The sequence below is a fragment of the Micromonospora sp. WMMD708 genome, from assembly GCF_049315245.1.
Classification (GTDB): domain Bacteria; phylum Actinomycetota; class Actinomycetes; order Mycobacteriales; family Micromonosporaceae; genus Micromonospora; species Micromonospora wenchangensis.
Genome location: NZ_CP186060.1, coordinates 6,204,615 through 6,228,933, shown reverse-complemented (window position 1 = coordinate 6,228,933; position 24,319 = coordinate 6,204,615). Strand labels below are relative to the sequence as shown.

At 73.2% G+C, this 24,319-nt stretch carries 18 protein-coding genes; 5 read left to right on the top strand and 13 right to left on the bottom strand.

Features of this window, described 5'->3' with window-relative positions; translation table 11 throughout:
- Nucleotides 1-64: 64 nt before the first annotated feature.
- Together ACN260_RS27475 and eccE are read right to left on the bottom strand one after the other, a co-directional pair.
- Nucleotides 65-451 carry a phage holin family protein gene (locus ACN260_RS27475; protein ID WP_422753715.1) on the bottom strand — a complete coding sequence of 129 codons (387 nt, stop codon included), beginning with the start codon at nucleotides 449-451 and terminating at the stop codon, nucleotides 65-67.
- 56 nt (nucleotides 452-507) lie between these two features.
- Nucleotides 508-2,289, bottom strand: coding sequence for a type VII secretion protein EccE (gene eccE / locus ACN260_RS27470; RefSeq protein ID WP_422753714.1), 1,782 nt, complete (start codon nucleotides 2,287-2,289; stop codon nucleotides 508-510).
- Between the two features lie 305 nt (nucleotides 2,290-2,594).
- Here eccE and ACN260_RS27465 point away from each other — a divergent pair, with 305 nt between their 5' ends.
- A complete protein-coding gene (locus ACN260_RS27465) occupies nucleotides 2,595-2,912 on the top strand; it encodes a WXG100 family type VII secretion target (RefSeq protein WP_422753713.1) in 318 nt (105 codons plus the stop codon).
- Between the two features lie 26 nt (nucleotides 2,913-2,938).
- Complete coding sequence (locus tag ACN260_RS27460; RefSeq protein WP_088646135.1) at nucleotides 2,939-3,232, top strand: WXG100 family type VII secretion target; 294 nt, start codon at nucleotides 2,939-2,941, stop codon at nucleotides 3,230-3,232.
- A 114-nt stretch (nucleotides 3,233-3,346) separates the two neighbouring features.
- On the opposite strand, the gene mycP is transcribed toward ACN260_RS27460, so the two are convergent.
- On the bottom strand, nucleotides 3,347-4,558 hold the full coding sequence (mycP, locus tag ACN260_RS27455; RefSeq protein WP_422753712.1) for a type VII secretion-associated serine protease mycosin: 1,212 nt from the start codon (nucleotides 4,556-4,558) through the stop codon (nucleotides 3,347-3,349).
- 153 nt (nucleotides 4,559-4,711) lie between these two features.
- Here mycP and ACN260_RS27450 point away from each other — a divergent pair, with 153 nt between their 5' ends.
- On the top strand, nucleotides 4,712-8,128 hold the full coding sequence (locus ACN260_RS27450; protein ID WP_422753711.1) for an SseB family protein: 3,417 nt from the start codon (nucleotides 4,712-4,714) through the stop codon (nucleotides 8,126-8,128).
- Complete coding sequence (locus ACN260_RS27445; RefSeq protein ID WP_357757219.1) at nucleotides 8,125-8,490, top strand: hypothetical protein; 366 nt, start codon at nucleotides 8,125-8,127, stop codon at nucleotides 8,488-8,490. Before ACN260_RS27450 ends, ACN260_RS27445 begins: the two co-directional genes overlap by 4 nt.
- 91 nt (nucleotides 8,491-8,581) lie before the next feature.
- On the opposite strand, the gene ACN260_RS27440 is transcribed toward ACN260_RS27445, so the two are convergent.
- From ACN260_RS27440 to acs, 5 genes are all read right to left on the bottom strand, one after another.
- Nucleotides 8,582-9,514, bottom strand: coding sequence for an alpha/beta fold hydrolase (locus tag ACN260_RS27440; protein WP_422753710.1), 933 nt, complete (start codon nucleotides 9,512-9,514; stop codon nucleotides 8,582-8,584).
- A 97-nt stretch (nucleotides 9,515-9,611) separates the two neighbouring features.
- The gene (locus tag ACN260_RS27435; protein ID WP_422753709.1) at nucleotides 9,612-10,025 is read right to left on the bottom strand and encodes a hypothetical protein; all 414 of its coding nucleotides are present in this window, start codon (nucleotides 10,023-10,025) and stop codon (nucleotides 9,612-9,614) included.
- Between the two features lie 160 nt (nucleotides 10,026-10,185).
- Nucleotides 10,186-12,579 carry an immune inhibitor A domain-containing protein gene (locus ACN260_RS27430; RefSeq protein ID WP_422756846.1) on the bottom strand — a complete coding sequence of 798 codons (2,394 nt, stop codon included), beginning with the start codon at nucleotides 12,577-12,579 and terminating at the stop codon, nucleotides 10,186-10,188.
- A 372-nt stretch (nucleotides 12,580-12,951) separates the two neighbouring features.
- Nucleotides 12,952-15,747: an immune inhibitor A domain-containing protein gene (locus ACN260_RS27425; RefSeq protein WP_422753708.1), complete on the bottom strand. Its 2,796-nt coding sequence runs from the start codon at nucleotides 15,745-15,747 to the stop codon at nucleotides 12,952-12,954.
- A 227-nt stretch (nucleotides 15,748-15,974) separates the two neighbouring features.
- Nucleotides 15,975-17,939 (bottom strand): acetate--CoA ligase, encoded by a 1,965-nt coding sequence (acs, locus tag ACN260_RS27420; protein WP_422753707.1) that lies wholly within the window; start codon nucleotides 17,937-17,939, stop codon nucleotides 15,975-15,977.
- A 214-nt stretch (nucleotides 17,940-18,153) separates the two neighbouring features.
- Here acs and ACN260_RS27415 point away from each other — a divergent pair, with 214 nt between their 5' ends.
- Nucleotides 18,154-18,900, top strand: coding sequence for an oxidoreductase (locus ACN260_RS27415; protein WP_422753706.1), 747 nt, complete (start codon nucleotides 18,154-18,156; stop codon nucleotides 18,898-18,900).
- Nucleotides 18,901-18,937: 37 nt separating this feature from the next.
- Here the strand turns inward: ACN260_RS27415 and ACN260_RS27410 are convergent, their stop codons facing one another.
- From ACN260_RS27410 to ACN260_RS27390, 5 genes are all read right to left on the bottom strand, one after another.
- Nucleotides 18,938-19,570, bottom strand: a complete 633-nt coding sequence (locus ACN260_RS27410; protein WP_422753705.1) for a TetR/AcrR family transcriptional regulator — start codon at nucleotides 19,568-19,570, stop codon at nucleotides 18,938-18,940.
- Nucleotides 19,465-20,826: a methyltransferase gene (locus tag ACN260_RS27405; RefSeq protein WP_422753704.1), complete on the bottom strand. Its 1,362-nt coding sequence runs from the start codon at nucleotides 20,824-20,826 to the stop codon at nucleotides 19,465-19,467. The genes ACN260_RS27410 and ACN260_RS27405 overlap by 106 nt, the downstream gene beginning before the upstream one ends.
- Nucleotides 20,823-21,716, bottom strand: a complete 894-nt coding sequence (locus tag ACN260_RS27400; protein ID WP_422753703.1) for a hypothetical protein — start codon at nucleotides 21,714-21,716, stop codon at nucleotides 20,823-20,825. Before ACN260_RS27400 ends, ACN260_RS27405 begins: the two co-directional genes overlap by 4 nt.
- Before the next feature lie 221 nt (nucleotides 21,717-21,937).
- Nucleotides 21,938-22,750, bottom strand: coding sequence for an HAD family hydrolase (locus ACN260_RS27395; protein WP_422753702.1), 813 nt, complete (start codon nucleotides 22,748-22,750; stop codon nucleotides 21,938-21,940).
- A 601-nt stretch (nucleotides 22,751-23,351) separates the two neighbouring features.
- On the bottom strand, nucleotides 23,352-24,194 hold the full coding sequence (locus tag ACN260_RS27390; RefSeq protein WP_422753701.1) for a hypothetical protein: 843 nt from the start codon (nucleotides 24,192-24,194) through the stop codon (nucleotides 23,352-23,354).
- Nucleotides 24,195-24,319 lie beyond the last annotated feature (125 nt).

Genomic DNA, 24,319 nt, shown 5'->3' with positions numbered 1-24,319 from the left:
GAGATGGTCGCGGATCGAACCGGCCGGCCACCACCCCCGTCCGGGGCGGTGGCCGGCGACCGGGTCAGTCGCGGTCGAGGATCGCCCCGAGGATCCAGGTCACGATGCCGACCAGGAGCGCGCCCAGCACCGCCTCGGGCCAGAACCCGTCCACGTGGAACGGCAGGTCCGCCTGCCCGGCGATCCAGCTGGTGAGCAGGAACAGCAGCCCGTTGACGACCAGCGCGATCAGCCCGAGGGTGAGCAGGTAGAAGCCGCAGCCGACGGTCTTGATGACCGGCTGGAGCACCGCGTTGACCACGCCGAAGATCACCGAGACCAGCACCAGGGTGACGATCGCCTCGCCGGCCGAGCCGGTGTCGAGCGTGATACCGGGGATGAGCAGCGTCGCCAGCCAGAAGGCCACCACCGTGGAGCCCAGCCGGATCAGAAGGCCCTTCAGGAAATCCATGGCCGGGATCGTGTCACGTGCCGTCCAGCCGGGGAAACCACGGTGACCCGTGCGGGTCAGCGCCGGCCGGGCCGACCGACCAGTTGCGACTCGATCGGGGTGGGCGAGAGCAGCGCCCAGCGCAGCGCCCGCCGGTTGACCACCGCGACCATGTCGTCCCGGATGCGGGTCAACCACTCCGCCGCACCGCCCAGCCCCAGCGCGGCCCCCGCCAGGGCGGCCTCCGACGGGTCGAGGGGTTGCAGCACCGCCAGGTCGGCGCGGCCGAGGGTGTCGACGTCCGCCGGGGTCAGCCCGTCCCGGACCACCAGGGTGGACACCCACCCCGCCCCGGGCGGCGGTTCGCCGGCCGTCGTACCCGCGTCGACCACCACCAGCAGCGGACGCAGCGGGGAGCCGGTGACGCCGACCGCCCGCCCGCTGGGAACCACCACCACCCCGCCCTGCTGACCGCCGACCCCGCGTACGAACGGTTCCCAGGCGCGTGGTCGACCGGTCTGCACCAGCACCCCGGCCCCCAGCGCCAACGCCCGCAGCACCAGCAACTGGGCCGCCGCCAGCCCGCCGACCAGCACCAGCCGGGTGCCCCCGGCGCGGAACAGCCGGACCGTCACCGCGCCGCCCTGCCGGTTGGCCCCCACCATCAGCCCCGCCCCGCCGAGGGTCAGCTCCGGCGGCTCGACCCCCGGCGTGGCCACCCCGGGCACCGCCAACGGCAACGTGGCGGTCAGGCCGGGCAACTGCGCCCCGTCGAGTCGACGCAGCTCACCACCGGCGTCGGCGACGAGCCGGGACAACCCCTCGGCGGCGTGTTCCAGCGCGACCGGCGTGGTGGCGGCCAGCCGTACCGTCAGGCACGTCGCCGGTGCGGCGTCGCCGACGCGCGGGCCGGCCCCGAGCGCGACGGTGGTGGCGGTCGCCGGCAGGGCCAGCAGCCGGGACACCAACCGGCGGCCCGGATCGACCCGGGCGTCCGGCCAGCGGACCAACCGGAAGGTGGCCTGGTGCTGGTCGCCGGCGCACAGCGTCGACCAGCTCTCGCGCACCGGCCGGTCGTGGTCGTGGTGGGCGAGTTCGGCCAGTACCCGCAGCGCGGCGTGCCCGCCCAGCGGACGGGCCGGCAGCGGCCCCACCCGGCGGACGATCCGACGCACCGTGCCGGCCAGCGCCCGGCGCAGGTCCGCGTCGGACCAGCCGGGTGCCCGCATCACCCGGACGGCGAGCAGGGCCCGCTCCTGACCCGGTATCCGCCCCTCGGTCAACTGCCGGTACGACGTGCCGGCCGCGCCACCGGCCGCCGCCGGGGCCGGCACGGCGTGCAGCAGCACCTGCACCCGCACCGGCGGCTGCTCCGGCCCGGCCGGCGGCAGCAGCGTGCCGGGCGCCGGCAGCGGGTGGGACCGGTCGCCGAGCAGATCGCCCGGGTCGCCCAGGTCGAGCAGGACGGTCAGCCCGGTGGCGTCGTCGACCACCCCCGCCGGCCCGTCGGCCAGCTCGACGCCGGCCAGCGCGGCGTCGGGGAGCAGCAGGCCCAGGAGGGCTTCCGGGGCGGTGCCGGCGGGCAGGGCGTGCCGGCGGGTGAGGAACCCGGCGGCGGTGCCCCACCAGTCGAACAGCCACCGCCCGCGCCAGCGCCCCCAGCCGAGACCGGCCAGGACCACCGCACCGACCGCGGCGAGCACCGCCGGCACCGGCCCGCGACCGTACGCGGCCACCGGCAACGCGAGCGCCACCTGCGTGGCGACGACCTGACCGGGGTGTACGGCGGTGCCGCTGCGGGGCCGGGGCGGGCTCTCGGTGGCCCGCCGGAGCGGTCGGTCGGTCGTGCTCGCCGTCACCGCATCTCCTCCGTGTGCCCATCGCCACCGACCGGGGTGCCCGTCAGGAACCTCCGGCCGGGACCGGAAAGCGACGGGGATGTGACCCATCGTAGTGGCCCGGCCGGCCCGGTGGGGTCCTGCCGGCCGGCGTCGGGGCGGGTTGTCCACAGGGGAGGTGGGCGGGGTAGCACAATGGCGACGGTGCGACTACCGTCAGCGACTGATTCGCCGACCAGGTCCGTCCGGTCCCATGCCGACGGACGGCGCGTCCGTGGTGGACGGCCGGCGGTCGGCCCCGACCGGGGAGACGAGGTGACGTCCGGGTGTCCCAGACCCAGGCAGAAGCGGCGGTGATGCACCACACCGCCACCAGGTTCGAGCAGGTGGACCAGTCGTTGCAGGCCATGCTGACCGGCCTGATGGCCGAGTTGGAGGTGTTGCAGCAGGCCTGGCGGGGCGCCGGTGGGCGCTCCTTCGAGCAGGTCAAACAGCAGTGGGGGCGGGACCAGGCCGCGCTGCACCGGGCCCTGCGGGAGACGGCGGCGGCCATCCGCACCGCCGGCCGCCAGTACGACGCCTCGGACACCGAGGCCGCCGGCCGGGTCGCCGGTACCAGTCGCGGCATCCAACTGCCGCTCTAACCAGATCCCCGGGGAGGAACGATCCGATGGACCACGGTGTGCTGGTCGTCAACTTCGCCGCGCTGCACCAGGCAGGCGCGGACATCCAGAAGGCACTGAACACCCTCGACGCGCAGCTCGGCCAGCTCGAACGGGACGCCGCCCCGCTGGTCGCCGGCTGGGACGGCGAGGCCCGCCGCGCGTACGAGCAGCGGCAGGCGCGGTGGCGCTCCGCGTCGCAGGATCTCCAGGCGATGCTGCGGGACATCAAACTCGCCGTGGACGACTCCGCCGCCGACTACCTCGACACCGAGAAACGCAACACCGGTCTGTTCCAGTGAGCGGGCCACCCGGCGGATCTGCGGCGGCCATGGCTGCTCCGGCTGCTCCGGCGGCTCTGCGAGGGTGACGCTCCCGGTGGTGACGCCCGGCCGGTCGAGGGCCGGGCGTCACCGTCAGGCCGGGTGCCAACGGCGGCGGACGCCCCGGGGCACCACCACGGCCAGCAGCACCGCCACCACCACCGTCGCGCCGGCGGCCGCGGCGACCAGCAACGCCCGGTGCCGAGCCGCCGCCCGCCGGTGCCCCTGCGCCAGCGACGCCGGGTCGGCCTGCGGCACCGGCAGGACCGTCGTCGGGCGGGCGACCGGCCGGGGAGCACCACCGGTCTCCACCACCGCCCGGTACGGGTTGAGCACCCCGGCACCGTAACCGCCCTCCCGGCCGCCCGGTGCCGGATCGGTGGTGCCGACGATGCGGCGGGCCACCTCGGCGGCGTCGAGTTCCGGGCGGTACTGCCGCAGCAGGGCTGCGGTGCCCGCCACGAACGGGGCGGCGTAACTGGTGCCCTCGGCCCGCCGGTGCCCCTGCCCCGGCGCGGCCATCAGCACGTCGCCGCCCGGCGCGACCAGGTCGACGTACGGGCCGACCTGGGAGAACGGGGCGCGCACCCCGTCCGGGGTGACCGCGCCGACGCCGAGCACCCCGTCGTACGCCGCCGGATAGGGCAGCGGGTCCCCGCCGTCGTGCAGGTTGCCGGCGGCGGCCACCACCACCACGTCCCGCCGCAGCGCGTAGTCGATCGCCTCGCGGACGGCCGGGTTGTCGGCGTACAGGACGACGGAGAGGTTGAGCACGTCGGCGTCGTGGTCCACCGCCCACCGCACCGCGAGGGCGAAACCGGCGGCGTTGACCGTACGCCCCGACTCCCGCCCCTCGACGACCTGCTGTTCGCTGACCCGTACCGGCAGGATGCGGGCGTCGGGTGCGAGCCCCCGGAAGGTCACCCCGGAGCCTTCCCCGGCGGCGATGATGCTGGCCACCCCGGTGCCGTGACCGGCGCAGTCCCGGGTGCCGTCGCCGCCCGGATCGAGGAAGTCCGCGCCGTCGAGCACCCGCCCCCGGAGTTGGGGGTGCCGCCGGTCGACGCCCGAGTCCACCACCGCCACGGTGACGCCGGACCCGGTGGCCAACGGGGTGAGCCGCTGTGGGGCGTACCGTCGCTGGGGCCACGGGGTGGCGGCGACCGGACGGGCCGGCGCGGGCGACGCGGTGCAGGCGGGGGCGGCGCGGGCCGGGGTGACCGACGCCACGACGGCTGTCGGTGGCACGGCGAGCAGGGCCGCTGCCAGGGTGACGAACGGTCGTCGGCTGCCGGATCGGGACATCGACCGCCTCCGTATCGTGTCGACTCCGCAACGGGATGTTAGCGCCCGGTCTGCTACCAGGCTGCCCGGCCGGTGACCGACTTATCGTGATCTTGTTTTCACCTTGTAGGTTGTACGCGACGCCTGTGGCCTGATCCGGGAGGAGAGGTGGCCGTGACCGACTGGGAGCCGGCTACCGAGGCCGAGAAGGCGATGCGGGACGCGTTGCACGCCGCTGACCAGGAGTTCTACTTCCGGATTCTGGCCGGTTCGGAGCTTTTCCTCCCGGTCTCCGGTCAGGCCCTCGCCGGGGCGACGCCGATGGGCTGGGGCACCTGGACCACCGGTGGCCGCACCCACGTGCTGGCTTTCACCTCGGCCGCCGCGATGCACGCCTGTCTCGGGTCCTCCGCCGGCCCCTACCGGCGCAGCCGCTACGCCGACCTGGCCGCCGAGTGGCCCAACCACGAGTGGTGGCTTGCGGTGAACCCCGGGCTGCCGATCGAGGGCTACCTGCCCGCCTGGTTCGTCTCGCAGCTTTCCCGGGGTGACGTCCGGCTGCCCGGCCGCGCCCCGGGAGCGCGGTCCCGGGGGGAGGTCGACCAGCCGCCGGTGCGGCCCACGCCCGGCAGGCCGGCCGACGTCGAGCCGACCGCCGACCTGTCCACCGGCTGGGCCCAGCCCCGGCCGGCGTCGTCCGCCGCCGCGCCACCCGCCGGGGGTGGCATCCGCCCGGCTACGGGCGCGTCGCTGACCGACGAGCGGGGGCATCCGGTCACCCCGCCCGGTGGTGGCCCGCCCGGTGGTGGCCCGCGTACCACCACCGCCGGCCCGCCCGAGCAGGGGCGACCCGCCTTCCCCGAGCCCTCCGCCACGCCGGGGACGACCAATGCCGGCTGGCCGGCGGTTCCCCGCCGCCGGTTGCTGGGCGAGGAGCCCGCCGGCCCGGCCAACGGACGCACCTCGTTCTTCGAGCCGTCCAGCACCCGGGGTGCCGCCCGGTCACCCCGCGACAATCCGCTGCGCTCGGGTGAGCGGGCGGTCCCTCCGACCCGGCCCGGGATGGGCGGTCAACCCTTCCCCCGACGTCGCCCCGCACCCACCCAACCGGGTGAGGACGAAGCCGCCCGCGCGTTCCGGGTGACCGACCCGCCGGCCCCGTCGGGCCCGGGCAACGGAACGCCCCCGGCCGGCCGTTCCCCGGACCCGCTGGCCGAGGAGCCGACCCGCGCCTTCCGGGTGGACCCGCCCGGCGGGGAACCCACCCGGGCCTTCCACGTCGGCCCGGCGGCGCAGGAGGCGACCCGGGCCTTCCGCACGCCACCACCGACGGCGGACGCCACCCAGGCGTTGCCCCGCCGGCAGCCCACCCCCGACGGGTCCTCCTCCGAGGTGCGTCAGCCCCACCCGGCGGTCGACCCGTTCGCCGCCCGACCTGCCGGTCCGGCTGCTCCGACCGGCCCGGCTGCTCCGACCGGCCCGGGCGGGCCGACCGCTCCGGCCCGGCCCGCCCGGGGCGAGGCGGAGGAGTTGCCGCCCTCCGTCGCCGAGCCGGTCTCCGCGCCGCCGGTGTCCCGCCGGGGGTTCATGCCCATCGTGATAGAGGGTGTGATCCTGGAGTCCCGCGACCTCCCGGTCGTCCCCGCGCCGGCCCCGCCCGCCGCCCAGGGCCCGCCGGTCGTCCCCCCGGCGGCTTCCGCGCCGCCGGTCGTCCCCCGGCCGGCCGCCGCGCCGTTCGTGCCCGCCGCTGCTCCCGCGCCGCCGCAGGTGCCGACGTCGGCACCCGCGCCCGCAGCGCCCCCGGCCGGGGGGCCGGGTGCCGAGGACACGGTCAACCTGAACGGGACGGGCGGGTCGTTCAGCGCTCCCGCAAGTCCGTCCGCACCCGGACCGGTTCCCCCGCCGTCGCCCGCCGCTCCGCCGTCGCCCGCCGGCCCGCCACCGGTCACCCGGTCCCGCCCCGCCCCGGGTGACCTGTGGACCCCGTCCGCCGAGCGGGCCGCCGCGAAGGTCCGCGGGGAGGTGACGGCGGCCCCACCGGACGCGGCAGCCTCGCCGATGTCGGTGACCCCGCCGGTCAGCGCTCCGACCGTCCTTTCGGCACCGTCGGCACCGGCACCTTCCGCACCGGCGGCACCGCCCACCCCGGCACCGTCCGCATCCGCACCGGCGGTGCCGGTCACCGGACCGGCTGCGGAGGCGCAGGCGTGGACCGCTCCGACGGCCGATGCCGTACCGGCGGGCAGCGCGCCCGCCGGGAGCCCGGCGGCGGGGTCAGTCGCCCCCGCCCCGACGGGGCACGCCGCAGGTGCCGTCACCGACGGTGCGCCGGCACGGCCTGCCGCCGGAGCGGTCCCGACGGCTACCGCGCCGGCAGCGGACGGTGCCGACCCGCGTTCCACCCCGGTCGACCTGTGGACCCCGGCCGCCGAACGGGCCGCGCAGACCTCCCCTGCGGCACCGGGCACCGCCATGCCGACCTCCCCAGCCGCGCCGACTTCTCCGGCCGCTCCGACCTCCCCGGCGGCACCGGGCCCGGCCACCACCCCGGCCGCGACCGGGAGCACGCCACCCGGGACCCCGTCGACGTCCGCCGGTGCGGACACCCCGACGACCGCCGACGAGCCGTTCCTGCCGGCCAACGAGGTCGAGGAGAACCTATTGGACGCGGTCGGCGCGGGCAGCACCGACGGTTTCCTCTCCACCCTGCTGCTGGCCCGGGTGCTGCTCCCGGTCAACCCCGATTCGGTGGCCGGCAGCCGTCCCGGCGAGCCCGGTTTCCAGTGGCGTACCGGGACGACCGACGGTGAGACGTACGTGGTGGTCTACACCTCACCGGAGCGGCTGGCCGAGCACGACGTGCCGCCTGTCGAAACGATCGAGGTGCGCTTCGTACAGCTGATCCGGCGGTGGCCGGACCCGAGCTGGGCGTTCGCCGTCAATCCGGGCACCCCGGTCGGGGCCAAGCTCCCCGGTGAGCAGATCGTGGCCCTGGCCAGTTGGGCGGCCGAGGTCGGGCTCGGTGACGAGGCGGAGGTCGAGCCGGTGGCCGCCGCCGAGGCACCCGCCGAACGCACCCGGTACGCCCCACCGGCCACCGACCCGTCCCGTCCGGTGGTGATGCAGAAGGCGGTCGCCCCGAGCCAACTCGCCTACTACCTGGAACGCGGCTACGACCGGGTCTCCGGGTTCGTGCACCGGGCCGGCGAACTGGCCCACCTGACCACCCCGGCGGAACTGCACGACGCCCTGGGGCTGGGATACCCCGATTCACCCTTCGCCCGCGACGCCGAGGCCATCTACGTGCTGCGCTGGCCCGCGTACCGCCCGAGTCTCTACCGCATCCCGTACGGCGGGCAGAACGAGGCGGCGATGCGGGCCATGGAGGGCTGGGTGATCGAGCGTGGGCCGTTCCGGGGCAACGGGTTCGCCCCCGGGGAGAGCAGCGACGTGGTGGCCGAGTTCAAGGTGGACAGTGCCCGGTTGCCGCACGGCGCACAGCTCTGGCGGATCGGCACGGAGGGCAGCGAACGGGTGATCGCCATCCTGGACACCGACGCGCTGGTCTGGCGACGGGTGGGCGAGCCGTGATGCGTGACGGTTACGTCGCCCGCTGGCAGGGACGGGAGTACCAGGTCAGCCCGGACGGCGACCACGTACGGATCTACCAGCCGGAACCCGCCGACGGCTTCGAGGAGGTACGCCCCGGCCGGTACGTGCGGGTCGTGCCGGCCGGTGAGGTCGAGGACCTGGCGTACGTGCGGACCACCTGCACCTGGCAGGGGCAGCCGTTCATCGTGCTCGGCGAGCACGACGGGTGGCTGCGGGTCGAGTACACGGGTGGTCGCTGGCCGGTGGCGCAGGCGATGGGGCTGGAGGTCTTCGACTTCGGCGTCTACCAGGGTTGGGCACCGGCCGGCGAGGTCGCCGACCTGCGCGAGCAGCGCGTCTGACCGTCGGCCCCGGCCGGAAATGGGTCCCGGAGACCCGGCCCCGACACGTTCGTCACCGTCGACAGGGGACCGTCGACCGGGAACGCGACGGTCAGGACTTGGTCCAGCGCAGGATCTCGCCGAGCACCACGTCGCCGGCCTCCACGTGGGGAAAGTGGCCCACCCCGTCGAGTAGCCGCCACTCGTAGGGTGCGCTGACGTACCGGCCGGAGCCCTGAGCGGTGCGCGGCAGGGACGCGACGTCGGCCGCCCCGTGCAGCTGGAGGGTGGGGGTGACCAGGGGCTTCTGCATCAGCCGGACGAACCGGTAGCCGTGCAGCCGCAGCACTGAGCGGAATGCCCACCGGTAGCCCTCCAGCGCGCAGAAGGCGGCCTGCGGGATCAGCATCGCCTCCCGGCAGCGCTGCGCGTACCCGGCGAAGTCGGGGCCGGTCACCCAGCGGGGGCCGCCCCAGCGGCTCAGCATCTGCTGCACCTCGGCGGCGTCGTCGCGGGTGAGTACGTGCTCGTACCGGGGGAGCTGGAACTTCAGCGCCGGGGTGGAGGCGGCGAACTGACCGCGCGGGTCGGCGAAGATGGCCGCGCGCAACCGCAGCGGATGGGGCGCGCCGAGCACCACCAGCCGGCGGACCAGGGTGGGGTGGAACGAGGCGGCTGTCCAGCCGATCAGCCCGCCCGAGCCGGTGCCGACGACGGTGGCGGACCGCTCCCCGAGCGCGCGGATCAGGCCGGCGACGTCGGCGGCGAGGGTGTAACCGTCGTACCCCCGGGGTGGTTTGTCGCTGGCGCCGTAACCGCGCAGGTCCACCGCGACGGCCCGGAAGCCGGCGTCGGCGACGGCGGGGAGCATCCTGTGCCAGGCCCACCAGTGTTCGGGGAAGCCGTGCAGGAAGAGCACCATCGGCCCGGTGCCCGCCTCCACGACGTGGAACCGGCTGCCGTTCGCGCCGACGAACCGGTGCGTCCACGGCCCCTCGGTGAGGACGCAGGACTCGTCGGTGGGCCCGCCACGCTGCTCGGTCATGGCCACAGCCTAGGACCTCGGCGCCTGTCGATCGCCCCGCCGACCCGCGTGGACGGCCGCTCGCGCCTCGGACCGGTTGTCGGCGGGCTGAGCGGACTCAGCGGACGACGCTGATCCGGACGACGCCGACCGGGGTGCCGGGGCCGCAGGCGGCCGCTGGCGCGGCCGGGTCGACGGTGACCACGACGGTGCTGCCGGCGGCGACGGTGCCCAGGCCGGGGCCGTGCAGCGCGTACTCGTGGCCGTCGTCGGTGACCAGGCCATAGCAGGGGCCGTCGCCGCCCCGGGTGATCCGGCCGGCGAGCCGGTCCGGCCGGCGTCGGTCGGTGGGGTGCCGTGGGGGTGCGGCGGGCCGGCGCGGGGCGGGCGGCGGTGCGGCGGAGAGCGGTGCCGGTCGGCCGGCGGGCGGGCCCGGCGTCGCCGCGCGGCCGGTGGGCGGTGCCGGTGGGCGGTGGGCCGGCGGTCGGGTGCCGGCCGGCGGGTCGGTGGTCGGGGTCGGGTCGTCGGTCACGGTCGCCTCCGTTCCCGGCGTACCCGTCACGGGTACGCGCAGAGCCAGCCTGCCACGGCGGCGGCGGACCGGCATCCGGCCGGCCCCGGACGGGCCGATGCCCGGGCAGGAGTCCTGCCCGGGCATCGGGTCACAGCAGGTGGTGCGGCTGATCAGCGGATCAGGAGAAGCGGACCTTCAGCGAGGTGCCGTTCTGCTCCACAACGCGGATCTTGGTGCCGGTGGCCGGGAGCTTGACGCCGTGGTTCGGCAGCTCCGGGTACCAGTACTGCTTGGTGTCGTCGAACAGCGGCTGTGCGGCCTGGCCGCGGACGTACTGCGGCACGCTGTTGATGTGCAGCGTGAACGAGTCCGCCTTCTTCAGGCTGAACGGCGCGTCGTACACCTGGACGCGGGCCCGCCACGGGGCACCGGTCAGGTTGTACAGCGGCTCCGGGTGCGCGTCGATGATCATGTTCCGACCCTCGCCCGGGTGGTCGAAGGTGTCGTTGTCGGCCCACCGGAGGTTCCAGTAGGAGATCAGCAGACCCTCCTGGTACGCGTAGTGGTCCACGTAGTCCGGGCGGCTGTTCGCGTAACCGAAGTAGTACGGGCCGGTCTTGAGGTACTGGTCGTACGACACGTACGACCGGTTGCCGGCGATGTAGTAGTTGTCGAACTTGCGGATGTAGGTCTCGGCCACGATGCTGAACCCGTTCAGGGTCCAACCGGCGGCACCGGCCTCCGCACCGTCGGTGAGCACGGTCTGCCCGTCGGCGGTGATGGTGATCGCGTCACCGTAGAAGCCGCCCTCAGAGACACCACCGTCGGTCTGGTAGCGCAGCCGGAACTGCACCACCTTGCCGGCCGCGGCGTTCATCGGGATGTTGACGTCGACCCACTGGCCGTTGCTGGAGCCGTCCAGGGCGAAGCGCCCGGGGGAGATCTCCTTGAGGGCCTTGCCGTTGGCGGTACCCGGCAGGGTGGCCCAGGTCTGGCCGCCGTCGGTGCTGGCCTCGAAGAAGAGGTAGTCGTAGTCCGCCTCGATCGAGTAACGACCCTTCATGGTGAGCGCGGCGCTGGTCTTCCCGGTGAGGTCGATCGTCCGCGTCATCGTGGTGTTCAGGTCGTCGTCGTTGCCGGAGAAGAACTGCTTCGTCCCCTCGAACGGCTTGCCGTTCTGGAAGCTGTACTCCCGCTGCGGCAGCACGACCACGGCACCCTGCGCCTTGTCGGAGTTGTACTCCTGCGGGCCCAGGTTGAGGGTCTTCTGCTGGCCGGCCACCACGACCTCGTAGTCGAGCCAGCCGAGCTGGAGCTTGTTCCACGCGCCGAGGTCGCCGCCGCGCTCGCCGATGCCACCGTCGTTCTTGGCACCGAGCCGGCTCTGGGCCATCAGGGTCCAGTGCTCGTTGTTGTTGTCACCGCTGTTGATGACGTTGTAGTCGTCCGGCAGACCGAGGTCGTGGCCGTACTCGTGGTAGAAGACGCTCCGGCCACCGTTCTCCGGCTGGATCGTGTAGTCGCCGATCCAGACGCCGGTGTTGCCGATCTGGGTGCCGCCGGCCGGGAAGTTCGCCGGGCCGGTGTTGCCCTGGTCGCTGGCGAAGGCATACCACCGGTGGCTCCAGATGGCGTCCTCACCCTGGATCGGGTCGCCGTCGGCCTGGTCGCCGCCGGAGTGGACGATCTGGAAGTGGTCGATGTAGCCGTCCGGCTCGTTGAAGTTGCCGTCGCCGTCGAAGTCGTACCGGTCCCACTCGTCCATCGACTTGACGTCGGCGGCGATCTGGGCGTCGGTGCGGCCGGCGGCCTTCTGGTCGGCGACCCACTGGTTGGCGGCGTCCCGGACCAGGGCCCAGGTGTTGTTGCAGACGTTCGAGGCGCACGGGTAGCCGTTGGAACGGCCGTACCGGGCCTCGTTGTACTTCACCTTGACCCAGTCGGTGACCTCGCCGTCGACGCTGTAGCGACCCGAGGACTGGGCCTCGTAGTACTGCTTCAGCGACTCGTCGCCCTGCCCGGTGCCGAAGTACAGCTTCCGGTAGTAGTCGGCGTTGTAGTCGGCCTGCCAGACGGTGGAGTTGTCCACCGCCCGGTTGGGGGCCGGGATCTCGTTGTGCAGCGGCCCGTCGAACCGGGTCGGGCCGGGGACGGCCGGGGCCGTGTCCTGGTCCGGGTAGCTCGGGTGCCGCTCGTTGCCGAACTCCGCGAGGATCACGAAGATCTTGTCGGTCTGCTCGCGGCCGAGCTCGACGTACTGGTCCTGCGTCTGGGCGACGCCCGAGGCCGTCGTCCGGGCGTTGTTCTTGCCCGCAGCCTGGGTCTTGCCGACCTTGACGACCGTGCTGCCGTTGATCTTCTGCGCCTTGGCCTTGCCGGAGAGGACCTCGCTGAGGCCCTCCTGGCGCAGTGCCCGCCGCTTGGTTTCGAGCGGGTTGGGCAGATCGTGGTCCGCGTGAGCGGGTTCCGCGACCGACGGGGCCGCCGTCGGGAGCTTCGGCGTCGGCGCGGCGCTGGCGGACGTACCCGTCACCAGACCTGTCGCCGTCAGCGAGAGCCCGAGCAGACCCACTGCGACTTTGCGCACGTGGTACCTCCGGTGTGAGGGAACCGGCCCAACGGGGGTACGGGCCGGCATGGGACGTCCCACTAGTGGGACCCATGGTGAACATAGACACTGCTGGGACGGGTGGGAAGATGTCCGCGTCGATTTGTTGCAAGATTTTGATGGGAACGCTTTTCACCGTCACACACCGGGTGTTCACCAACGGTCATGAGCAGCGCGGACGGCCCGGTTGGGAATCGTAGTGATGTATTTCGATTCCGTTGCCGGGATGCGGGAAACAGTGGGCCGCCGGCATGTCCGCCGACGGCCCACCGTTCACCGAATCAGTCAGTTACTGACCCTTACCACCGCATCGCCGGGCGTACCCGACGCGCGACTTCAGTACTTCGCCGGAGTGATCCGGACGACCGCGTACGAGTTGTCCGGCGCGGCCGACTCGATCTTGATGGAGACGCCGTTGCGGACCTTCGAGTCCGACGGGTTGCCGGTGCCGAGCACGATCGCCCCACCGCCCAGCGTCACGCCGTAGAACTCGGTGGCCGGCGTGCCGTCCGGGTTCACCACCCGGGTGGTGTACGGCTTGTTGCCCCGCGACGGGACGACCACCGAGGCGTCGTTGTCCCGGGCGTACGGCGAGCCGTCGCGGATCTCGATGCCCGGGTACCAGCCCTTGGCGTCGTTGAAGCCCGACACCGGGCGCTGCCGCCCGAACTTCGTGCAGTACGCGCTGTACGGCTCGTCCGCCGCCTCCAGGCACTCGGTGAACGGGTACGTCGGGTTCAGCGAGAACGCCGCGTTCGCCGACTGCGGCCGGCTCGGCAGGTTGTCCAGGACCGACGGGTCCTTCGCCGCCGCCTCACCGGTACGCCGCAGCGGGTCGTAGTGCGAGTCCACGATCAGCAGCCCGCCCTTGGCCCCGTAGCTGGGCAGTGCGGTCATCTGCCCGGTGACGTGGTTGACGTCGCCCAGCATCGTGTCCCGGTACCAGACCAGCATGCCCGGCGCGTTGTACGAGATCCGGTCCACCTTCCACGCCTCGTGCGAGTAGATGGTGTCGTAGGCGTACTTCAGGCCCATGTCGAAACCGTCGAAGTTGCGCCACTCGGCCAGGTAGTACTGCGCCTTGACCTGGGTGCCCGGGTCGATGTGCCAGCCCGCGCCGGTGGTGTCGGTGAAGGTGCCGACGGTCTGCGTCCAGCCGTTCGTGCCGCCCTCCACGTCGTCGCTGAACGTGGTGGCCCCGCCGCCGGTGACCGACAGGTCGTCGACGAACCAGCCCCGCTCCTGGAACGCCTCGTCGGTGGCGTACCGCAGCCGAACCTGCACGGTCGTCCCGGCGTACGCCGACAGGTCGACCCAGTCGTGCCGCCAGCCGGCGGTGCTGCCGGTCAGGCCGTACTTCTTGTTGCCGAAGTCGACCATGCGACCGTTCGGGTCGGCGTAACCGTCGTTCGTGGAGACCAGCGCGCCGGCCTCGTCGTAGACCTTCTGCTCGGCCCAGGTGGCCCCGCCGTCGGTCGAGACCTCCACGAAGCCGTAGTCCCAGTCCTCCTCGATGACGTAGTTGTTCCACATCCAGAACTTCGCGTCACCGGCGGTCGGGACGGCCACCTGCCGGCTGAGCTTGACGTCCGCCCACGCCTGGTCGGCGCCGCTGTACCACATGCCGGTGCCGCTGTGCGGCTGGGCGAGGGTGACCACCTTGTCCGGCAGGTCGATCTTGATGCCGTCCTGGGTGCCCACCGGGGTCCGCGAGGTCTGCCCGAGCGATGCCGTCCGGGTCCGGGTGCCGGGGGCGATGGTCAGCGGATCGGCCCAGCCCAGCACCCACTTGTCCCAGATGCCCATGTGGGTGGGCAGGGCCTGGAAGATCTCACCGGTGTGCGAGCCGGACGCCATCAGGTCCCAGAAGTCGACGTCCGAGTCGGCGTTGCCCGAGGTGTCGTAGAGGTCCGGCAGACCCAGGTCGTGACCGAACTCGTGGGCGAAGACGCCGACCCCGGCGTCCTCCGGCTGCACGATGTAGTTGGACACCTTCAGGTTGGTGCCGGGGATGGTGTAGCCGCCGGCGACCGTCGAGGAGTGCGCCCAGACCGCGTACACGCCCTGGTCGCCACCGCCCCGGGACTTGCCCTGACCGGCGTGCACCAGCACCAGGTGGTCGATCACGCCGTCCGGCTCGTTGACGTTGCCGTCGCCGTCCCGGTCGCCCTGGTCCTCGATGTCGTAGTCGGCCCACGGGAAGTCGGGGTCGGACGCGGCCAGCGCGTCGATCGCGTCGGTGGCGAGCCGCCCCGCGCCCTGCGGGTTGTCCGGGTGGCCGTTCATCGCCTGCTGCCGGCCGGCGACCCAGGCGCCCGTTTCGTCCTGGAAGCAGCGCGAGGCCGCGTACCAGCCCTCCGAGTGCGGCACGGTGATCCACGGGCTGGCCTGCCCGTCCACCGTGTACGCGCCCTTGGACATCTCCAGGTACATGTTGTGCATGGTGCGGCCGGACAGGTCGATGCCCTTCTTGCCGTCCGGTCCCTTGAGGTCCTTACGCACCCGCTCGGTGATGCCCTGCTTGGTGTAGAGCATCTTGTCGAAGTGGGCGGGGGAGAAGTCCGGCACCCACATCGAGTTGTTGTCCTCGTGCGGCAGGGTCGCCGGGTCGGGGATGTTGTTGTGCTTCGGGCCGTTCTGCACGGTGCCGGGCACGCAGGTGCGGTCCTCGAAGACCGTCTTGGGGACCATCACCCCGGTGAAGTCGTCGTTGGCCTGGTCGTTGAACTCGACAAGCAGGGTGAGCAGCTTGGCCGTCTGGGTGCTCTTGGCCTTCTTGAACGCACGCGGGCTCTGCCCGGTCCGGATCGCCCGCGCCTCGTTGCGGGCCAGTTCCCGGGCGGCCAGCGGATTGCCGCCGGCGAACTTACGGTCGTACGCGCGGGCCTCGTCCGCCGCCGGGGTGCGGATCCCGTCGGCGCCCCGGACCTCCTTACCCGCGGTGTCCGGCTGCACCTCCGGCTCGGCGTAGTTGAGGTAGTGCTCGTCGGCCCCGATCCGGGTCGGTGTGGCCGGCCCGGCAGGTTTGGCCGCCGCGCTGCCGGTCACGGTCAGTGACGAGGCGACGAGAGCGAGGGCGGGCAACGCGACGAGGAGCCGTCGACGTGCCCTGGTGGACGGGAGAATGTTCATGCCACTCCGTTTCTCGGGCATGGGAAAGGGATCGCCGGTGAGACCTCTGTCGAGCCCAGTCGATATCGCTGAACCTAAATGAGAAGGGTTCTCACCCGGAAGGGGGCGACGCCGCCTCTGCCCGTTCAGCCCGAGCCGGCTCGGCCTACCGACCGATTCGTACCCCTAAAAAGACGGTGGGTGCCGGGCCCTCACGGACCGGCACCCACCGTCGGGTACGGCTGTCGTCAGTCCTCGTCGGACTTCCCACCGCTGAGTCCGGAGGAGATCAGCTCCATCACCGAGGAGTCCTGGAGCGTCGTCACGTCACCCAGCGACCGGTTCTCCGCCACGTCCCGCAGCAACCGGCGCATGATCTTGCCGGAGCGGGTCTTCGGCAGCTCCGGCACCAGCATGATCTGCCGGGGCTTGGCGATCGGGCCGAGCGTCTTCGCGACGTGGTTGCGCAGCTCGGCGATGAGCTGCTCACCCGCCTCGCCCGCGGTGTCGGCGGTGCCACGCGGGATGGCGAACGCGACGATCGCCTGCCCGGTGGTCGGGTCGGTCGCGCCGACCACCGCCGCTTCGGCCACCGCCGGGTGCGACACCAGCGCCGACTCCACCTCGGTGGTGGAGATGTTGTGCCCGGACACCAGCATCACGTCGTCGACCCGGCCGAGCAGCCAGATGTGCCCGTCGTCGTCCTTCTTGGCGCCGTCCCCGGCGAAGTACATCCCCTCGAACCGGGACCAGTACGTCTCGATGAACCGGTTGTCGTCGCCCCAGATGGTGCGCAGCATCGACGGCCACGGCTCGCGCAGCACCAGGTAGCCGCCCCCGCCGTTAGGCACCGACTGGCCCTGGTCGTCCACCACGTCGGCGACGACGCCGGGCAGCGGGGTCATCGCCGAACCCGGCTTGGCCGCGGTCACCCCGGGCAGCGGGGAGATCATGATCGCGCCGGTCTCGGTCTGCCACCAGGTGTCCACGATCGGCAGCTCGTCCCGGCCGACGTGCTGGCGGTACCACATCCACGCCTCCGGGTTGATCGGCTCGCCGACGCTGCCCAGCAGGCGCAGCGACGACAGGTCGAAGCCCGCCGGGATGTCCTCGCCCCACTTCATCATGGTGCGGATCAGCGTCGGCGCGGTGTAGAGGATGCTGACCTTGTACTTGTCGACGATCTCCCAGAACCGGCCCTTGTGCGGGGTGTCCGGGGTGCCCTCGTACATCACCTGGGTGGCGCCGTTGGCCAGCGGCCCGTACACGATGTAGGAGTGCCCGGTGACCCAGCCGATGTCGGCGGTGCACCAGTAGACGTCGGTCGCAGGCTTCAGGTCGAACACCGCGTGCGCCGTCCACGCGGCCTGGGTGAGGTAGCCGCCGGTGGTGTGCAGAATGCCCTTCGGGCGGGCGGTCGTGCCGCTGGTGTAGAGGATGAACAGCGGGTGCTCGGCGTCGAACGGCTGCGCGACGTGCTCGGCCGACGCCGTCTCGACCGTCTCGTGCCACCAGTGGTCCTTCGCCGACCAGCCGACCTCCTCGCCGGTGCGCCGGACCACCAGCACGTGCTCGATCGACGGGCAGTTCGCCACCGCCTCGTCCACGGTCGGCTTCAGCGCCGACGGCTTGCCCCGCCGGTAGCCGCCGTCGGCGGTGATCACCACCTTCGCGCTGGCGTCGGAGATGCGGTTGCTCAGCGCGTCGGCGGAGAACCCGCCGAAGACCACGCTGTGGGTCGCGCCGATCCGGGCGCAGGCCAGCATCGCCACCGCCGCCTCGGGGATCATCGGCAGGTAGATCGCCACCCGGTCACCGGCGACCACCCCCAGGTCGGTCAGCGCGTTCGCCGCCTGGCAGGTCAGCCGGTGCAGGTCGGCGTAGGTGAGGGTGCGGGTGTCGCCCGGCTCGCCCTCCCAGTGGATCGCCACCCGGTCGCCCAGGCCGGCCTCCACGTGCCGGTCCAGGCAGTTGTACGCCACGTTGAGCTGGCCACCGACGAACCACTTCGCGAACGGCGGGTTCGACCAGTCGAGCACCTCGTCCCACGGCCTGGCCCAGGCCAACCGGCCGGCCTGCCGCTCCCAGAAGGCGAGCCGGTCCGCGCCGGCCTCGTCGTACGCGCCGGCGGTGACGTTGGCCTGGGCGGCGAGTGCGGCCGGCGGCGGGAACTGGCGCGTCTCGTTCAGCAGGTTGGCCAAGGCCTCGCTCATGCGGTGACTCCTTCGTCGGTGACCTGCGTCTCTACCCGGCCGAGGTTAGTCCGGGCCGCGCGGGACCGCGACACCCCCGGTGCCGTCCGGCGCGCTCAGCGGCCGTCCCGGCGCGCTCGGCGGCCCACCCCTGCCGCCCTGATCAGGATCGGACCCGACGCCCCGTTGGTGGGTGGCGTCCGCCCCGGCGTCACCCGGTCGTTAGCGTGGCGGGGTGACCACCGATCCGCTCGCCCCGCTGCTCGCGCTCGCCGACATCGCCCCCGCCGTCGAGCGGGCCCGCGAGCGGGTCGACCAGGCGATGCGGCACCGCGCGCTGCGCCGCCACGGCGGCCAGGTCGCGGCCGAGGTCGGCCTGCGCACCGCGGTGGCCAGCGCCGCCCTGGAGGGGTACGACCACGAGCGCGAGGCGGTCCGCGCCGGCACCGTCACCGAACCGGTGCTCCAGGGGGCGCTGCGGGTGGCCGGGGCGCTGCCCGGGCTGACCGAGCTGTGGCCGAAGGCCCCCCGGCAGGCGCTGGCCCGGCTGCACGTGCTCGCCGCCCGGGACGTGGTAGCCGAGGCCGAGCTGGGGCGTCCGGTCGCCGACCCGGTGGTGGCCGCCCGGCTCGACGGGCTGGCCGGGCTGGTCGCCGGCGGGACGACGGTCTCCCCGCTGGTCCTCGCCGCCGTGGTGCACGGTGAACTGCTCAACCTGCGGCCCTTCGCCGGCCCGTCCGGGGTGGTGGCCCGCGCCGCCGCCCGGCTGGTGCTGATGTCCCGGGGGTTCGACCCGCGTGGCCTGGTCGCCGTCGACGTCGGCCACCGGGAACGGCAACCCGAGTACGTCGGCGCGGCCGGGGCCTTCGCGACCGGCACCCCCGACGGCCTGCGCTCCTGGCTGCGGCACTACCTGACCGCCGTCGAGGTCGGCGCGGACCAGCTCACCGTCGTCGGCGACGAGATCATCGCCGCCGCCTGACCGGTGGCCGTCCGCGCGCCACCCGACCGGTGCGCGGTCAGTCCCGGCGGGCGGCCCGGTTCACCCGGGAACGCAGCGCCCGCCTGGCGATCGGCCCGAGGTCGTCGACGATCTCGATGAGCACGGCGAGCTGGTCGAGCGCCGACATCGCCTGCCGTACGCCCGCCCGGTCCACCCCGTCGTAGAGTTCCAGCCCGACGAACGCGGCGCAGACGGCCCGGGACAGGCCGGGCACGTCCGCGATCTCGGCGAAGGGTGACCCGGCGAGCAGCCGGCGCAGCACCGACTCGATCTCGTCCACCCACAGTTGCAGCGCGGCGGCGGTGGGCGCGGCGAGCCGTTCGTCGGTCTGCGCCCCGGCCAGCATCTGGGCCAGGAAGGAGACGTTGCCCAGCTCGCGTTCCTGCTCGTGCAGCTCCTGCCCGACGGCGAGCAGTTCCCGCAGCGAGCCCACTCCGGCCAGCCGGTCCGACCAGTGCGCGAGCCGGTCGGCGGTGCTGGCCCGGCAGGCCGCCGTCAGCAGGTCGTCGACCGTGCCGAAGTGGTAGAAGACCAGCGCCTGGTTCACCCCGGCGGCGGCGGCGATGGTGCGGGCGGACACACCGGCGATGCCGTGCGTACGGATGGCGGTGATGGCGCCGTCCAGGAGGCGCTGCTTGGTGCCGGACATCGTCCTCCTCGTGGGCCCGCCGGATGCGGCGGTGCGATCATCGCATCGGTCACCAGCTGCGCCAGCCAGCCGACCCCGGGCAGCCGCAGGAGCCAGCCGACCACCGCCCAGCCGAGGTGCAGGTGCCCGAGGGCGCGGGCGACGGCGGCCACCCCCCGTTCCGACCTGCCGCCGTCGGTGTACGCCGCCCGCCACAGCACCCCGTCGGCTTCGGCGGCGGGACGGACCAGCAGACCCACCGGGCGGCGACGGGCGACGAACCGCCAGGTCGCGGCGCACGGACCGCAGTCGTCGTCGAGGAACAGCACCGCCGTCGGCCCCACGTGGTACGGCCGCCCACGCGGCCACCAGTCCCTGACCTGCCGCCGGTACGCGTGCCACGCCCCGCCGTGCCGGTCGGCCAGGTCGTGTTCCTCGTGCGGGCGGGCCACCGCCACGCTGAAGGCGACCGCCACCACCGCCGCCAGCACCAGCGCGGAACTGCGGGTGAGCGCGGCGGTGAGTAGCACCAGGGCCACGGCGGCGGTCTGCATCGGGTTGGCCAGGTAGGCGTACGGCCCGGTGGTGACCAGCCGTACGGGCGGGTCCCACGGGTACGGCGTGCCGCCGCCGTGGGTGACGAACTCGCGGACCGCGGCGAGCGCCGGGGCGGCCAGCACCAGCGCCACCTGGGCGAGGAACAGCAGGACGGGCCGGGGTAGCCCGGTCACCGCCGCCCAGGACCCGTCGCCGACCTCGAAGGCCAGGCCGGGGACGAACCACAGCAGCAGGGCGGTGAACACCCCGACCTGGAGCAGCGTGCGGGCCGCCAGGTGCCGGCGGTCGGCACACCAGCGACCGAGCAGTTGCGCCGGCAGGGCCACCACGAGCAGCCCGACCAGCTCGCCGACCAGCCAGTGCGGGCCGAGCCGGACCAGCGGGTGCAGCGCCGGCATGGCCAGCGCGTCGATCCAGAGCAGCAGGCCCAGTGCCACCGGCAACGGCAGGGTCCGGCGCAGCAGCACGGGCAGCGGACCCCAGAGCACGGCCCAGCCGATCCACAGGTCGACAGGCATGCCCCGGTAGCTTCCCCGGACCGGGGTGAACGCGTACCAGCCGGTGCGCCGGGCCACCTCGTCGAGGGCGGCGATGCCGATGCCGGCGGCGAGGAAGGCCAACAGTGCCCCCGCCCGACCGGCGCGGCTGCGGTCGACCCGGGCGGCGGCGAGCACGGCCAGCAACGGCACCGCCAGGCTGAGGTAGCGGGCGGCGATCATCGCAACGCCATCATGTCCAGCAGGTGTCCCGTCCCCGCGCCGAGCAGGACCTGCTGGATCGGCCCGAAGTACCAGGAGGGGTCCAGGCCCCGGGTGTAGTCCACCCGGATGCGTACCTCGGTGTGCCGTCCGTCGACGGCCCGCCAGCTCAGCGTGGCGTGCCGCCACCGGAACCAGCGCGCGGTGATCGAGCTGTCCTCGACGAACCGGAACCCGACCCGCTGCACCCCGACCGTCTCCACCTCGGCGAGCAGGTGACCACCGGGGCCGTGCGCGCTGCCGTGGTAGCCGAACATCCACCTGTCGCCCGGGTCGAGCCCGTCCCCGCTGACCTGGCCGGGCGTGGGCACGCCGAGCAGCCGCAGCGGGACCGAGCGCACCGGTACGGGGCGGGGACCGGCGGCGAGCCGGGCGGCGACCTGGTCGGCCGGCAGGGCCACCACCCGGGCCACCTCGACGGACTGGTCGGGTGCGATCCGGGGAGCCGGCCCGGTGCCCTCCAGCCCCGGCAGGAGGAGCAACGGCACCGCGATGACGGCGTACGGGCGGGAGGCGTCGCGCAGCGCCCGGATCAGGGCGGTGGTCCCGTGGGACACCGCGTAGACCAGTGGGGCGGCGAGGACGACGCAGACCGCCCCCTCGTGCAGCGCGACCGCCGCCAGCAGCAGGGCGATCGTGGTGATCACGAAGACCCGGCCGTGCGCGGTGCGACCGGGCAGCAGGGCGAGGGTGGCGGCGAGGGCCGTCGGGAGCAGCACGAAGAGCAGGGCGCTGTCGGCCCGCCCGTCGAGCACGGTGGCGACGAACACCACCATGCCGAAGGCCGAGATCAGGCCGGCGAGCACCCAGTTCGCGGCGGTCCGTCGGGGCGGTCGATCCTGCTCGTTCATCCCTACCTCCCAATTTTGAGCAGTTGCTCAAAATCGAGCATAGGCTGATTTGAGCGATCGCTCAATCGGGGGGTGTGCAGGGCTCGGACAGCGGGGTGGGGCGGGTGGCCCGCCTGAGCCGGATGGGTGACCCGGACGGCGGGGCCGGTCGGGTGGCCCCGGTTGGCCGGGGCTGGAGGCTCGAAGGGTGGGGCTGGTCGGGTACCCGAAGGGTCGGAGCGTCAGGCGGCCTGGACGGCGCGGGTGCGGCGGTGCCGGCCGTACCAGGCGATGCCGATCGCCACCCCGACGCCGACGCCGAGCGCCGCCGCGGCAACCGGGACGGCCGGGCGCTCCCGCAGCCGCCGACCCAGCGGGATCGGGTGCCGGAACTCCAGCACCGGCCAGGCGTTCTCCACCGCGAGCCGGCGCAGTGCCCGGTCCGGGTTGACCACGCTCGGGTGCCCCACGCACTCCAGCAACGGCCGGTCACTGTACGAGTCGGAGTAGGCGTACGAGTCGGCCAGGTCGTAACCCCGGGTGGCGGCCAACTCGTTGACCGCCTCGACCTTGCTCGGACCGGCCGCGTAGAACTCGACCTCGCCGCTGTAGCGGCCGTCCTGCACGCTCATCCGGGTGGCGATCACGTCGGTCACCCCGAGCAGCGCGCCGATCGGCCGGACCATCTCCTCACCGGAGGCGGATACCAGCACGACGTCCCGGCCGGCCGCCTGGTGCTCCTCGATCAGCGCGGCGGCCTCGGCGTACACGTAGGGGTTGATCAGTTCGTGGAGCGTCTCCGCGACGATCTGGCGGACCTGTTCCACCCGCCAGCCCTTGCAGAGTGCGGCGAGGTAATCCCTGGTCCTGGCCATGGTCTGCTCGTCGGTGCCGCCCAGCCGGAACATCAGCTGCGCGTACGCCGACTTCACGACGTCCCGTCGCGTGATCAGCCCGTCCCGGTAGAACGGCCGACCGAATGCCAAGGCGCTCGACTTGGCGATGACGGTCTTGTCCAGATCGAAAAAAGCGGCACTTCGGCCCACGGCGCGCAAGTCTAGTCCGATGCGGCAGGGTCGGCGGGCACCCCTGGGTGAATACGGCCTCGACCTGCGGGAGCACTCCGGCCGCGAATGCTCAACGTGATCGCAGTCACACGCTCCGATCATAATTTCGCAATGAGTGGGGTCGACAGCACTCGACGTGAACAGTCCGCTCGGGCAGACTTGTCCCCACGACAACGATTCATGTGCCGGAAATCTGAGAGACCCTCGGCGGTCGCACCCCCCGTGACCGTCGGGCCGGTTCGGCTCAACCCCCCCGGAGCCGAACCTTTCGACGACCCCCGTCTCCCCCCGACGGGGGTCGTCCCTTTCCGGAGATCTCCGGTGGCTGTTCGACCGGCGAATATCCGTGTGGTGGCCGGTCGATCGGAAGAAAACCGCCCCGTCCCTGTCGCGGGAACGGGGCTGCTTCGCCAGCGAATTGCCGATCCGGTGGTGGCGGCGAATCCGGCGACGATGGGTACGCGGTCGGGCTCCGGCGCGTACGCCGGGTCGACGCGGCCGTGGCCCTCGTCGCCCCCGCCGTCCGGCCCTTCAAAGTCCCGCCCCGACGGGTTGCAGTCAAGCCGACTCCTTCCGGGAGCGGGCCGGGTTACCGCACGACCGCCCGCATCGTCGTGCGGGCGGGCAGGAAACAGGCCAGGGCGCGGCCGTGCCGGTCGGTGACCACCCACGGATGACCCACGTACGTCTGCTGGCGGTAGGACCGGCCCGCGTCGAGCACTTTGTACTGCCGGCGCTGCCCGTGATAGTCGAGCCAGTAGACGACGACCCGCGAACTGCGGGCGTTGACGAATTCGACGTAGGTCGAGGGACCGTTCGAGCTGGACCGCAGCGAATGTTCCTGCCAGCCCGGCAGCGGGGTCAACTCGGCCGGTGCGGGCGGGTTCGTCGGCGGCTTCGGCGTGGGGCGGGGCGGGGTGGTCGTCGGGGCCGGCCGGGGCGGCGTGGTCGTCGCGGCGGGGCGGGGCGTCGTACCCGTGGCGGGTTGGCGGGGTTGGCGGGGCGGTGCCGGGGGCGGTGCGGCCGGGGTCGCGGCGCGGGTGGCCAGGGAGGCCGGTGCACGCGAGTAGTCGGCGACCGGGGTGGGACTCTCCACCGCCGCGAGACCCGGGCGGTCGGCGATCCACGAGGGTGTCATCGGGAGGTCGTCCCGCTTCGGCCCGGACCACAATGGTGACAGGGCCAGGATGAGGCTGGTGACCAGGCCGAACGCCGCTGCGGCCAACAGCAGGGTCCGTCCGATGCCGGTGGGCTCGACGGCGTGCACGGGGGACGGCGACGGGTCGCCCGGTGAGCCGGACGCCGGCACGTCGATCAGATGCCGACCGGCCGTGGGGACGAGGTACGGCGGCAGCGTCTGGTGATACCGGGGTGCCGGCAGCCAGCCACCGATGCGCAGGGTGGGGAGTGTGTCGTCGGATTTGTCGGCCATGGCCCCGTTTCCGAGAGCGGCGGATGCCACCTTCGCGGTGGCGGTCACGATTATCGGCGTACGAGGCGGTATGCCGTCAATCACTCCGGCGGGGTGAACAGGACATTTTTTCGCGTTCCTCGTCG